Consider the following 13195-nt stretch of genomic DNA (forward strand, 5'->3'; position numbering starts at 1 on the left):
TTATTTTAGCTACTCTCTATATCGGAAAATACAAAGTATTCTTTACCAGGCTTCAAAACATTTTCGAAGAAACCTGCTTTCGGCTATACTGGTAAAGGACGCAGTTCAATCAAACTGCCTGAACGAGAAAGGAGCTTTTCATTACATGAAATCCATTGTTCTTGCCGAAAAGCCGAGTGTAGCCAGAGACCTGGCCCGTGTACTTGGCTGCAGTCAGCAAACAAAACAATATATAGAAGGACCAAAGTACATTGTCACTTGGGCGCTTGGCCATCTGGTTGAGCTGAAGATGCCTGAGGACTATAACAAAGAATATAAAACATGGCGAATGGAAGATCTGCCTATCATTCCTAATGAAATGGGCCTAAAGCTTATTCGCCAGGTAAGCCACCAATTTAAAGGAATCGAACACCTGGCCAGACGAAAAGATGTTGGGGAATTTATTATCGCCACGGATGCCGGGCGTGAAGGTGAGCTTGTCGCCCGCTGGATCCTGGAAAAACTCCGCTGGAAGAAACCGGTGAAGCGCCTTTGGATCTCATCACAGACAGATAGGGCGATCAAGGATGGGTTTCGCAATTTAAAACCTGCCAAAGAGTATGACTTTTTGTATCAGTCTGCCGTATGCCGCTCAGAAGCTGACTGGCTCATCGGATTGAATGTAACACGAGCGCTGACTACTAAATATAACGAACAGCTGTCAGCAGGGCGTGTTCAGACCCCTGCCCTCTCCATGATTTTAGATAGGGAAGCGGAGATCAAAGCTTTTGTTCCAAAGGAGTATTTTACAATCGATGCCAAGATTGGACCGCTTGATGCGGCTTGGGAGAATAATGGGGAACGAAGAATTTTTGACCGCTCCAAAGCTGAAAAGGTCGTTGAGCTGGTCAAAAATGAGAAAGGTACTGTCGCATCTGTTCAAACGAAGGCAAAGTCTGAACAGCAGCCGATGCCCTATGACCTGACAGAACTTCAGCGTGACGCCAACCGGCGCTTCGGATTCTCAGCGAAAAAAACGTCAAGTGTGCTGCAGAACCTGTATGAGCGCTACAAGCTCGTGACCTATCCACGAACAGATTCCAAATATTTAACTGCCGATATGGAGCAGACGATGAACGATCGGCTGCAGGCCCTCTCCTCTGCCTATCGGGATGAGGTTCAGCCTGCGTTAAGGAATAAAGGCAGAGTGGCCGCGAAGAAGGTCTTTAACAACAGTAAGGTATCGGATCACCACGCCATTATACCAACAGATGAAACTCCTCATCTTGGCGACCTTTCCACTGATGAACGAAAGCTGTACGATATCATCGTCCGCCGCTTTCTTGCTTTATTTTACGGACCTTATCAGACGGAGACCATTCATGCAGTCATTGATGTAAAAGGCGAGATGTTCTCTGCCAGAGAAACCAAAATTGTAGATGCCGGATTTAAGAAAGTTACAGGAAAAGATGAAGACAGTTCTGATACGAAGCAGCTCGGTGCAGTTAAAACTGGACAGGAATTCAGTGTAAAAGATTCCCGCCTGCAGAAGAAACTGACGGAGCCGCCTGCCCGTTTCAATGAAGCAGACTTGCTGGCCCGCATGGAGAAGTTCGGCCTTGGAACGCCGGCTACCCGCGCCGATATCATTGAACGCCTTTTGAGCACAGAGGCCATCGACCGCCAGAACAACCGCCTTCATCCTACTCCAAAAGGAAAACAGTTGATTGAATTGGTCAACAGTGAATTAAAATCTCCTGAACTGACAGCAAAGTGGGAGAAAGAACTAGAAGACATTGCACGAGGAAAAGGAAATCCGAAAGCCTTTCTTGATAATATCCGCAAGCAGACAAAACAGCTTGTACAGGAGATTAAAGGCAGCGAGCAAACGTACAAAGCGCATAACCTCACCGGCTCCAAATGTCCTGAATGCGGAGAACTGATGAAAGAGGTCAAGGGGCGTGACGGAAAAATGCTCGTCTGCTCCAGCAGGGAATGCGGATTCAGGAAGCGAAAGGATCCGAAGCTGTCCAACCGCCGCTGTCCTCAATGCCATAAAAAGATGGAGATCCACAACGGTAAAGCAGGAACTTACTTCCAATGCCGTCCATGCAACGTCGTGGAAAAAGCTGAGGACCGGAAAAAAACGGTTACGAAGCGTGAAGAACGCCAACTGATGAAAAAGTATACGAAACAAGAAGAAGCTCCAATGGGGAACAGCCTTGCCGACGCCTTGAAGTCCGCTTTAGAGAAAAAAGATTAACGTTTTGGTGCCAGGCACCGGCTTTTGACACATGTCAAAAAGCGGTGCCTGGCACCATTTTTTATTCTATCAAATTCAGACGGATGGCTTTTACGACGGCTTCTGTCCGGTTTTTCACCTTTAATTTTTTAATGATGGCTGCTACATAATCCCGGACGGTATACGGGCTTAGATGAAGATGTTCAGCAGCGCATTGGATCGTTTCGCCCTGCGCCATAAGCTTCAATACATCCTTTTCTCTCGGAGTAAGCAAGGGTGATCCGACATCCAGCTGCTGGATAATGCTTCCCCACTGTTTATAGAGCGCTTCACCTGCATAATGGCCAAACTTCATGAGCATTGCCTGCTGATTTGGTTTTGGCTCTTCAAACCATTCCCCATCTTGATCTAACAGAATCAGTCCGAGCAGCCTTCCCTTTCTTGGTGTAAAGATCGGCACGGCGACAAGAGAAGCCAGCTGATATTCATCCGCCAGCCGCCTTGGAATATGCTCTGCTGCCTCTTCAAGGTAAACCGGCTTTGACTGCAGAATTTTCTGCAGATACTTTTTCAAAAATGAGACTTCCGAGAATTCTACCTTTATATTCTGTACATCCTTACCCAAATTCTTATGAGCGGCAAAAATAGCACTCTCCACTTTAGGTGAATAGAGAAACAATGCGCTTCGTTTATAGGATAGATAATCTACAAAGCCATCAGCCACTGTTTTTAATGTATCTGAACAGGTTTGTGCCATGAGCAGCCTGAGAGTATATAAGAGAGCAGCATCCTTCCATTCATTTTCGCTCTCCAGTGTATTCATCTTGATCTGCCGTTTGTACATATTGGAAATGAGCTCAATCCTTTGAGAAGAGATGCTGGAAGCGTCTGTTGATTTCAGACAAAGCAGCAGGGTCTCTTTTGCAAACGAAATCGGAATGACTCTAGGCTGCGTCTCTCCCGGATTCATGAGACGGCATAGAGCGAGAGAAAGCTGTTCCGCTGTATGGGCAGACATCGTCATACAGATTTCAATAATAGACTTCGTTTCTTTCGAAGAATCGACACTTCTCAGTTCAATCAGTTTGTACTCGAAATCTTCTATTCGTAAAAGCGCAGCCCAGTGAAGCGGAATAATGTTGGAAGTTATCATTGTATCCAGCCATTTATGTCCGCTCGTTTCTGTTGTCAATGGAATCAGAACCTGGTCGAGCAGCTTATTGAAGATATACTGAATCGATTGATGGTCAATAATACTCGGGTTCTCCTGCTCCTCCAGAATATGATGAATCATATTTTCAATCGCGGATAGCAAATAAATCACCTGGCTGTAATCTATGTCCATGGAGTACTGATCTCTCCATTGGGATAACATGGCAAGAATCAGCTGATTAATATGTTCATAGTCATTTTTCTTCAGCAGTTCTTCAAATGAATAGGTCATCATGCCGTCAAATTCAGAGATGAGGTCGTCTTGCTGAGTGGACAGTTCACTTTTCACCCGTTTCCAGTTTGTTAAGATGTCTCCCCCATATCTTGTCAGGAGAGCCATACCATTTAAAAAAAGCTCCTCCATCCGAATTCCTCCCTCTATTTTTGCCATAATCTCTTATATTTCATATTTTTCGAAATATTTTTACAATATATGACCCATTCCCCCCTACATTTGTCGGGTAAGAAAACTTGATTACGATACTTATCGGAATTGTCAGTTTACTGTCCTAAAAGTAAAGTAAGTGTATATTAAAGCGTTTTCATAATTATGAAAGAGGTGGCGTTGATGAATGAAAAAACGGTTCAGTTAAAGCCTGCTATGAAAAAAGGAGGAACCAATAAGAAAGTCTTCTGGAAAGCTTTTGGTTCCGGAATGATTGTTCTGATTGCCCTCCTTAGTTTTATGGGGATCTCGGGTACGGCTTACGCCATTCCGATGGCTGGTGTCGGTGACTTTTACGTTGTTTTTGATCACCTAGAAGGAAAGGGCTATACGTTCTATCCGAAAATGGGAGAATCCAGCAAGGAAAAATCCACACCGCAAGGCACCAACCTGATTAAAGAACTTACCATCAATAACCTTCAGCTCTACAAAGATTTCAACATCAGCGGCGATAAATGGATTCGTGTAAAGATCACGGCAAGCAAACCCGTGCATATTTCAGGGCTGCAGCAAGATGCTTCTGTCATTAATGCCGATGCCAAATTCAGCAACCTTGCTCTACAGGAAAAACATAGCAATGACTGGCAAAAACAATTTCAGCAAATGTCGTCTACCATCCAGCTTGATCATGCAAAATTGAAAACCCACTACCTTTTTCAAGAAAAGATTGTCATGAACGGTATGAAAGTAACAGTTGAACGCATCAACAAACCGGGCAACTAAAATGGGAGGTGAAGAATATGAGCGTAAGACAATGGAAGCAGGAACGTCCCTTTCTTGGATCGATTCTGACACTTCTCAGCGGGGCACTTATTTTGTGGGTTCCCTTAAATTTGATCGTCAAAGCCTTCCTGCCAGGCACAGTATCCGTTATTGGAATCCTATTCGGGGGCTTGGTGCTATTAATCGGCATCATGGGGCTTTTCTTTCCCCAGTTTTCTAAAGTATTTGGTATTGTTGCCATCTTTTTATCCATCCTGTCCATCATCGGTGCTCTTGGCGGCTTTATTGTAGGAACCCTACTTGGTATTACCGGGGGATCCTTGATGGTTGCCTGGAGTCCGCCTGCCTCTGACCGTCGGGCAGGCGAACAGCCTTCAGAGGAAACGGAGGAAGAAATCTACGTTCCTCATAAGATGGTGCAAGCAAAATGATGGTTCGAACACTGATGGCCATCACCTGTCTTTTAGGGCTGACAAGTTTTTTTAGCCCCTCTCAGGCAAAAGCAGAGACGGACGGCCAAAAGTTGGAAGGCTTTGTCATCAGTGCAGATCGGGTCGATGGGGGCACCATGCTTCCTCAAGTGGTCATGGGGGAAACTTCAGCCCAAAAACAAAAACCCATGATTCGTTTTCAGTACCGCAATGCTACACTTTATGGGATGAAACTGACGAAAGTACTGTCAACTAATCAAGGCCCAATCACCATCATCATGAAGGCAAACGGACCAGTTCACCTGACGAACATGACCGTGGATGCTTCCGCCTTTTCTTTAAAAGGAGCCTGTTTGAACGCAGGTGAATCTGTTCCTGAGCTTGGTCTTAAGAATGTAACGATGCTCGTTCATCAGATGAAAGCCGATCAAGGGGAGCTTTCGCGGCTTCAGCTTTCAACCGTAAAAGGCAATCATGATCTACAGAGGCCCGATGCGCCAAAGGTTCTTCAGGATCTCTCTTCTTTACCTTTGTTAGAAGCGAAAGATGCGATTGGCTCACTCATGAAGGGTCACCTTCCGCTTACGTGTGAAGACAAGTCAAAGGAAGATCAGTCTGCAGACAAAGGAACAGATCCGCTCTTGCCTGATTCTAAAAAGCCGATTGATAAGAAACTTAAAAAACCGGTTGAGGATGCCGTTAAGCCAGTAAGTGATACTGTTGGCGAGGTAACTAAACCGGTCAAGGATACGATTGACCATACAACAGAACCGTTGAAAAAAATTAAGAAACCGGTAGCTGATACCGTAGATACCGTTAAAAAACCAGTGAAAAAAGTGACAGACACCGTCCCTAAAGTGGTTCACCGCACAGAAAAAACGGCGCAACAAGTCACAGAGCCTGTGAAGAAACATCTGATGCGGACAAAACAGCAGCTCTGCCAGGACGCAGCCAAAATGGATGGAAAAGTTCCCAAACAGCTTGGGTTGGATTTAATCCATGCCGCCCAAAATGAAAAAGTACCGCTGACAGATCTTTGTTCAGAAAATGACAAAGCGGAAAAACAACTGAAGCTGCTTCAAAACCAGCTGTTAAAAAATCTTGATCTGCTTTCTCTGCTGAAAGATCATGAAGAACTCGCCTCTCCTGATCTTTTTGAGAAAATGGAAAAGGAGATGAAAAAACATTCAACACTAAAACTGCTGCCAAATCTATTAAAACCGTTGGATGGCCTCTTTCAGTAAATAAACTCTTACAAAAGCAGTCGGGAAATTTATCTCCCGACTGCTTTTTTGTTATTCCATTCCATTTTTCTCAGTTGTAAAATAAAAAAATAATGATGAGTGAATGGAGGGAATGTTTTTGTGGCACACATTGAGAGAGGCCGATCAAACGTGATCTGGAACGATGTTCTAAAGCTTTATCACGCCGTTGGCTGGAGCAAGCATAATGCGGAAAACATAATCAAAATATATAACAGCACCACCCATACCTCTTTTGCTTATGTGGATGGACAACTGGCCGGGCTGGGAAGAGCCCTTTCAGATGGCGTATTCAATGCAGCCATCTATGATATTATCGTTTCCCCCGATTATCAAGGCCTTGGGCTTGGACGAGAGATTGTAGTAGATCTGCTTGCTCAGCTACAAGATGTTTCCTGTGTCCACTTAATCTCAACAACTGGAAATGAGGAATTCTATCGGAAAGCGGGATTAAAAATGGCAAAAACCGCGATGGCCCGCTATTTGAACAAGGAAATGGAATCGGAATACTTGCTTTAATCTCTCCAAATAGACAAAAAGGGTTCACATATCGTCCATGATTCTACCTCAACACCTCCCCTCGATATGGTAAATTAATAGGGAAATGAGATACAGGAGGTTACCAGGTATGAATCCATCCCTCAAACGATTTATATTAATTGGAACACTTGAAGGAATATCTTTCCTCGTTCTGCTTGGCATCGCCATGCCGCTGAAGTATTTTGCAGGTTATCCCATAGCCGTTATGATTGCCGGCTCACTGCACGGGCTGTTCTTTGTACTTTACCTAATTGCCCTCGCGAATGTCACCTTTAAAAATCGCTGGCCATTCACATTGGTCATGGGAGCACTTGTCGCCTCAGTCCTTCCATTCGGCCCTTTTGTCTTTGATTCTTACTTGAAAAGAAAAGCGTAAAAAACTTGGTGCCAGGCACCGCTTTTTGACAATTGTCAAAAGACGGTGCCTGGCACCTTTTTTATAAAAACTATAGTATTGTGCTGAGGAAATCTTTTGTGCGCTGATGCTGCGGCTCAGAAAAGATCTGGCTCGGGGTACCCTTTTCAACAATTTTACCATCATGCATATAAACAACCGTGTCGGCGGCTTCTCTAGCGAAGCCCATCTCATGGGTTACAACGAGCATCGTCATCCCTTCTCTCGCGAGGTCCTTCATCGTGGCTAGAACCTCACCGACAAGTTCGGGGTCAAGAGCAGAAGTCGGCTCATCAAAAAGCATGATTTTAGGCTTCATTGCGAGAGATCTAGCGATAGCCACCCTCTGCTTTTGTCCCCCAGAGAGTTTTGAAGGATACACATCTTCTTTATCGGCCAGTCCAACCTTTTTCAAGAGCGCTCTGCCTTCTTGAACGGCCTGATCTTTCGGCACCTTTTTTACCATCAGCGGAGCCTCTATGACATTCTCCAATACGGTTTTATGTGGAAAAAGGTTAAAATGCTGAAAAACCATTCCTACTTCCTGTCTGATCTTGTTCAGGTCGGTCTTATCGGGTTCCACCACTTTGCCATCAATCGTAATCGTGCCGCTTTCTTTGTACTCTAAATAGTTTAAACAGCGAAGCAGCGTACTTTTTCCTGAACCGCTGGCGCCAATCAAGACGACAACATCCTGTTCGTGCACTTCAAGATTCACATTTTTTAAAACGTGTAGATCACCGAATGATTTGTTTAAATCATTAACGTTAATCATAACTTTTCTCTGTTCCATGACACTCCCCCTCTACTCGTCTCCTCCGGCGATTTTACCTTCCAGTTTGTTCACCAAAAGGGTAAACAAAAGAACCAGAACTAAATAATAAATAGCAACAATCAGAAGATAGGTCATTTCTTCAAACGTCCGTGATCCTTGAGTTGTCGCCACGTTGAACAGTTCTGAAGAAGAGATAAAAGCAGCCAGCGAGGAATCCTTTAAACCGATTATAAATTGGTTACCAAGGGGCGGAAGCGCACGCCGGAATGCCTGTGGCAATACGATGCGCCTCATGGCAAGAGACGTACTCATCCCTAACGAACGCCCAGCTTCCAGCTGCCCTTTATTGATAGACTGAATCGATCCTCTGAAAATCTCCGCGATATATGCACTGTTATGCAAGGCAAGCCCAAGCGTGGCACACCAGTATGGCGAAATACCGAGCTCTGCCAATCCAAAATAAAAGAAGAAAATCTGCACGATCAGCGGTGTCCCCCTGATAATTGCAATGTAAACGTTCGCGATCGCATTTAAAACTTTGCTGCTCGAGAGCTTAAAAAAAGCAAACAGCAATCCTACTACTGTTCCTATTAAAATAGAAACGATTGTAATCTGCAGGGTCAGCAGCAATCCCTTCATAAAGAGCGGATAGCTGTCGATGAACACGTGAAAAAAATGTCCGATATTTGGCAAACAGGTTCAGCTCCTTCTGAAAGAAAAGAATGTGCCGCATGCTCACACATTCTTTAAGTGAATTATGATTTTTTTGTAATATCAATATCGAGATACTTTTTGCTCAGTTTCTCTAATGTTCCATCTTTTCTAAGTTCTTCGAGCGCTTTATTGATGGCTTTCAAAAGCTTTTTATCTTTTTTGGATACAGCGATCGCCTGTTCACTCGTCCCCAGCGTTTCTGCTTCTGAAACCTTAAATCCTTTTTTAATCGCTTGTTTGCCCGTAATGGAATCTGTGATAACTCCATCGTGCTTTCCTTCACTCAGGGCACGCAAAGCTGTGACATCACTGTCATACACCGATATGTCTTTAGTATATTTTTGAGCTTCGCTTTCATATGTAGATCCTTTAGCAACAGCAATATTTTTGCCTTTAATGTCTTTGACTCCTTTAATGGAGCTGTCTTTCTTAACAAATAATACCGGACCAGAATAATAATATGGCGTACTGAAATTAACAGCTTTCTTCCTCTCAGGAGTAATGGTATGGCTCGCAACCGCAGCGTCAAAGCGATTGGTTTTTACCGCTGTAACTATTCCGTGAAATTTTTGTTTGTCCACTTTTGCTTTTAATCCCATTTCCTTTGCGAGTGCTTTTCCTACCGCTACATCAAATCCATCAAGTTTCCCGTTCTTATCCGAGTAGCTGAAAGGATAAAACTCCCCTGATACGACAAACGAAAATACTCCATCTTCCTTCAGCTCCACTTCATCTCCACTTTTTGTTTTGGAAGTTGAGGACCCGCAGCCGGCAACCGACAAAACCATTGCGACTATTAGTAGTACTGGCAAATAGAACTTTTTCACTGCTTTTCCTCCTTTAGTATTGTTTGATAGTTCTGAATAATACAATGGTAACGTGAGAAAAAATTAAATACTAGCTACAAGAGTACTAGAGAGTTTGTACTATACTGGGTAGAATTTCATGCAATTTTTTCCTCTTGGTGCTCTTCCCAAAGAATCATCCACGTTTATCAAACGATATACCTATGAAGTATTTACCCCAATAAAATCAAAATTAATCGTAGGAATATTCGGAATTTTGAAGAATACATAAGTAATCTCTTTATTTGAAGCAAAAAGGCAGCAGCAGAGCACTCTAGGTCTTTTGTTGCTGAGTTTTATACATTTTTTAAAAGGGAGGACAATTTGCCATGTCTGCTGATCATCAGAAAGTCATTCTTCTTTCGGATTATATAAGAAGGAAACGAATAAAAGAGCGTAAAGAAGCAGGTCCTGCCCGCCTGCTTCTCCGTCTTACACTTCTGTTTATTACGGCTAGCATGCTTATTTTCGGTGTATTCATGTGGCAGGATTTTAAACACACAACCTTATTATCACATAACCCGGACGAAATCTTTCAGTTGCTGAAGAATCAGAATGCGGAGGCGCTGACACCCGCTGTTAAAGAAAAGATCACCTCATTGGCTTCTGAAATTAATGGATTGGAATATTTGGCTGTATTTTCAGAAAAACAAGGAACAGAAAGATCGGAAAAACGCCCTCCTGATTATGTTTTCTCGACTGCTGGAAAGGAAGTAAATGATACACTCGGAATGGGCAACGGCAAATGGCACATCGAATATAAATTCAAACAAGAAAAAAGCAAACTATTTTGGAACAGTTTCTTGGTTATATTTATCTTTCTGTCCTTTGCTCTATTTATTTCCTGGATGGTAATCGGCTTTAAATATCCTAAAGGTATGGCAATGACAAACCGTATGATGTATATCAAATAGTATAAAAGCGGCAGGCCGATATGGCTGCCGCTTTGTTTATTGAAATTATTAATTTTTTTGAAAACTTTTTACCGCCTCCTGGACAGACGAGAAGGTTGTCAGTGAAGATAGCTCATTGTTGCTTCCGGCAGCTTTCATCGCCAATTTAGCGGAATCCCCCTTATATATTGCTTGCTTTGATAAAATCCGACACGAAAAATGAATTATTTCCCGGAAAATGTTAAGAGCTGGCGACAGATGCAAAATCATTTTCGTTTTATTTATCGTATAATAAAGAAAAGGAGTGATTTACAATGAGCAAAAGCAAAGCAAGAAAACAAAGAGAACGACTAATAAGGGACGGAAGAAGAAATCCTTTGGACAATCGCGGTATCTATGCACTCAAAGATTTGAGGACGAGAAAAACTAAAACAAAATGGGAAAAATTGAATCAGCAGAAACATAAAGGCCGATTATCAGATCTTCAAAATCCTGATAAGAGGCCTTTATGCGTTTAAGAGTGTGAATTCTATCTCATCAAATAAAGAATAGCAGCAGCAGCGCTTGGTAATCCGAATAACAAAATATGAAACGAATAATCACTTCTGCATTCTTTCCATTTTTTCTTTCTTGGATGTTTCTTAATCATTTTCCCGTCAAGAAAGAGACAGAGCATAATGCCTGATAACAAAAAGGCTCCAAATCCTACAGGTCCTGCAACTTCTAATATAAATATCCATCGATCCGTAAACCAGGCAAATAATATAATGATGGCAGCTACTGCAACACCCGCAAACAGACAATTCCTCATTCCTTAACCCCCATTATGAATGAAAAAGCATCGCTTCCAACTAAGTCAGTAAACGTTTAAACTTTACCAAAAAGGCCGAAATCGCCGTATCCCATAAAAAGGAAAACCGTACAAGCCGTATCCTGGAAACACTCCGCCTGATAAAATCGGAAAACGGCTGTCCGCCATTTCGTCACTTCTCAACGGCATTACCATATACATATTCTCATTGTCATAGGTTTGAAGCCTGCCATGATAAATCTTGCCATCGATCATTTCAAGCTCAATATGTTGTCCAACAAAATGCTGGCATAATAGATAATAATGATGATGGGAACCTTCTTTTCCTACTGATGGAGCAGATGGCATCGAATATTCTGTTGCTTTTATATCTTTGTCTATGTTCAAAATTACTCCTCCTTTGTCCATACATCTTATTCCACCCCAACTAAAGTGCATCATTGTTCACCTATCTTCCCCCAAAATAGGTGCTGAAGGTTTTTTGCACATAAAAAATTGCCGGGTATTTTAAAATACCCGGCAATCAAAATAAAACTATAAAATTAGCTTTCCAGCACATCAATTACTTTTCGCGCTACACTGAGGCTGGATTGGGGATTCTGGCCTGTTACAAGCTTGCCATCCACAACCGCAAAGTCTGTCCAGTTGCCGCCATTCACAAATTCAGCTCCAAGTTCACGCAACCTTGTTTCCAAAAGAAATGGAACTTCTTCCGTCAGTTTCATTTCTCTTTCTTCAGAATCGGTAAACGCTGATACTTTTTTCCCTTTAACAATAGGCGTTCCGTCTTCATAGGCTGCTGTCACGAGCCCTGTTGGACCGTGGCAAACGGAGCCAATTACTTTATCGTCTTGTGCGAATTGGGAAACAACCACTTGAAGATCCCTGCTGTTCGGAAAATCAAAAACGGTACCATGCCCGCCTGGAAGATAAATTGCATCAAAACCGTGTGCTTCTTCCCTTGTTAGAGGTGGTGTATCCTTCAGCAGCGATTTCGCTTCTTCAAAATCTCCATTATCTCCTTCAAGGCTGTAAGGATCGAGAGGCACTTCTCCGCCTTCAATGCTGACAATCTTAATATCGTATCCTTGTTTTTTGAATTCATTGTAAGGAACTGCGAACTCTTCAAGCCATAGTCCCGTTTTATGATCACCGATTTTATCATGGCTCGTCACAACGATTAATACTTTTTTAGCAGACAATTGCTTCACTCCTTTTGAAAGTATGTTTTAAAAGATACTTACTTTTTCTTTTTATTTCAATGAATATGCTTGTTCTCTCCTGCACCCGTAGTTATTCCTTTTCCTTCAAAAAAATAAACGTCGATCCATGAGGAAAGACGTTGCTAACCCTTTATTTTACTGTTGATGGTATTGCCGCAGTGTGAGACGTATCATTTAGAAAATGAATAATTCGTTTGGCTCCTTTTATCTCAAGCAAATGAATGCCCGTATCACCAGTTGGAAAAGATACTTTCCACCCTCATTCGAAATTCGATGGCAGATTCTCCTTTTTCAAACCTTTCATACATGGTTTTAGGGATAAAATACTTTTTTTCTTCCTCAAATGGAACTCCTGCGAGCACTCCATTATCATGCTCACGAAGCTTATCTTCAAAATTTAATGGTGCACCAGATGCTTTTGACAAAATGGATGGTGTATCCGATGCCCTGCAAAGCGTACTTGCGTATATGACATCCGGTCTAAAGTCTTCAGTCACCCTTTTTGCCATCAGACGTGCTTGCTCTCTGCCCAAGCCTGTAAGGGGATAATCCGCCCTTCCTTCATGAACATTAAGGATATCAGCTTCTGATTGCCCATGCCTTATTAATAAAATCTGCATAACCACTCACCTCCATATTTTGTACAGACTGATTATTCTTCCACTTTCCAACGATGAATCCTTCTTCTTTAGATGCCAGGCACCAC

General features: G+C 42.7%; 15 protein-coding genes and 1 pseudogene. 8 read left to right on the plus strand and 8 right to left on the minus strand.

The annotated features are described in order from the left end of the window. Positions 1-145: 145 nt before the first annotated feature. Positions 146-2242 carry a DNA topoisomerase III gene (locus AR335_RS12610; protein ID WP_062236203.1) on the plus strand — a complete coding sequence of 699 codons (2097 nt, stop codon included), beginning with the start codon at positions 146-148 and terminating at the stop codon, positions 2240-2242. A 61-nt stretch (positions 2243-2303) separates the two neighbouring features. Here the strand turns inward: AR335_RS12610 and AR335_RS12615 are convergent, their stop codons facing one another. Further along, positions 2304-3797, minus strand: a complete 1494-nt coding sequence (locus AR335_RS12615) for a helix-turn-helix transcriptional regulator (protein WP_062236205.1) — start codon at positions 3795-3797, stop codon at positions 2304-2306. Positions 3798-4001: 204 nt separating this feature from the next. On the opposite strand from AR335_RS12615, the gene AR335_RS12620 reads away from it, so the two are divergent. The 5 genes from AR335_RS12620 (at position 4002) to AR335_RS12640 (ending at position 7210) form a co-directional block, all read left to right on the plus strand. Beyond that, a complete protein-coding gene (locus AR335_RS12620; RefSeq protein ID WP_062236208.1) occupies positions 4002-4601 on the plus strand; it encodes a DUF6230 family protein in 600 nt (199 codons plus the stop codon). A 17-nt stretch (positions 4602-4618) separates the two neighbouring features. Beyond that, on the plus strand, positions 4619-5032 hold the full coding sequence (locus AR335_RS12625; RefSeq protein WP_053355358.1) for a DUF6114 domain-containing protein: 414 nt from the start codon (positions 4619-4621) through the stop codon (positions 5030-5032). Then, on the plus strand, positions 5029-6276 hold the full coding sequence (locus AR335_RS12630) for a hypothetical protein (RefSeq protein WP_062236210.1): 1248 nt from the start codon (positions 5029-5031) through the stop codon (positions 6274-6276). Before AR335_RS12625 ends, AR335_RS12630 begins: the two co-directional genes overlap by 4 nt. Positions 6277-6396: 120 nt before the next feature. Continuing rightward, positions 6397-6813, plus strand: a complete 417-nt coding sequence (locus AR335_RS12635) for a GNAT family N-acetyltransferase (protein WP_062236214.1) — start codon at positions 6397-6399, stop codon at positions 6811-6813. A gap of 109 nt (positions 6814-6922) precedes the next feature. After that, positions 6923-7210, plus strand: coding sequence for a DUF3817 domain-containing protein (locus AR335_RS12640; protein ID WP_062236218.1), 288 nt, complete (start codon positions 6923-6925; stop codon positions 7208-7210). A 70-nt stretch (positions 7211-7280) separates the two neighbouring features. Here AR335_RS12640 and AR335_RS12645 read toward each other — a convergent pair whose 3' ends face one another. The 3 genes from AR335_RS12645 to AR335_RS12655 form a co-directional block, all read right to left on the minus strand. Then, a complete protein-coding gene (locus AR335_RS12645) occupies positions 7281-8021 on the minus strand; it encodes an amino acid ABC transporter ATP-binding protein (protein ID WP_053355362.1) in 741 nt (246 codons plus the stop codon). A 12-nt stretch (positions 8022-8033) separates the two neighbouring features. Continuing rightward, positions 8034-8696 (minus strand): amino acid ABC transporter permease, encoded by a 663-nt coding sequence (locus tag AR335_RS12650; protein ID WP_053355363.1) that lies wholly within the window; start codon positions 8694-8696, stop codon positions 8034-8036. Between the two features lie 62 nt (positions 8697-8758). Beyond that, the gene (locus AR335_RS12655) at positions 8759-9544 is read right to left on the minus strand and encodes a transporter substrate-binding domain-containing protein (protein ID WP_231689148.1); all 786 of its coding nucleotides are present in this window, start codon (positions 9542-9544) and stop codon (positions 8759-8761) included. A 347-nt stretch (positions 9545-9891) separates the two neighbouring features. On the opposite strand from AR335_RS12655, the gene AR335_RS12660 reads away from it, so the two are divergent. Next, positions 9892-10476: a hypothetical protein gene (locus AR335_RS12660; protein ID WP_062236221.1), complete on the plus strand. Its 585-nt coding sequence runs from the start codon at positions 9892-9894 to the stop codon at positions 10474-10476. A 293-nt stretch (positions 10477-10769) separates the two neighbouring features. Continuing rightward, the gene (locus AR335_RS12665; protein ID WP_062236225.1) at positions 10770-10973 is read left to right on the plus strand and encodes a hypothetical protein; all 204 of its coding nucleotides are present in this window, start codon (positions 10770-10772) and stop codon (positions 10971-10973) included. 11 nt (positions 10974-10984) lie between these two features. Here the strand turns inward: AR335_RS12665 and AR335_RS12670 are convergent, their stop codons facing one another. From AR335_RS12670 to AR335_RS12685, 4 genes and pseudogenes are all read right to left on the minus strand, one after another. Continuing rightward, the gene (locus AR335_RS12670; RefSeq protein WP_062236228.1) at positions 10985-11266 is read right to left on the minus strand and encodes a DUF5316 family protein; all 282 of its coding nucleotides are present in this window, start codon (positions 11264-11266) and stop codon (positions 10985-10987) included. A gap of 63 nt (positions 11267-11329) precedes the next feature. After that, complete coding sequence (locus AR335_RS12675; RefSeq protein ID WP_156418959.1) at positions 11330-11653, minus strand: hypothetical protein; 324 nt, start codon at positions 11651-11653, stop codon at positions 11330-11332. 155 nt (positions 11654-11808) lie between these two features. After that, positions 11809-12468, minus strand: coding sequence for a type 1 glutamine amidotransferase domain-containing protein (locus AR335_RS12680; RefSeq protein WP_062236235.1), 660 nt, complete (start codon positions 12466-12468; stop codon positions 11809-11811). 151 nt (positions 12469-12619) lie between these two features. Continuing rightward, positions 12620-13109, minus strand: a pseudogene (locus AR335_RS12685) (histidine phosphatase family protein). Between the last annotated feature and the right edge of the window lie 86 nt (positions 13110-13195).

Origin of the sequence: Fictibacillus sp. FJAT-27399 (genome assembly GCF_001510655.1) — a bacterium.
GTDB classification, from domain to species: domain Bacteria; phylum Bacillota; class Bacilli; order Bacillales; family Fictibacillaceae; genus Fictibacillus_C; species Fictibacillus_C marinisediminis.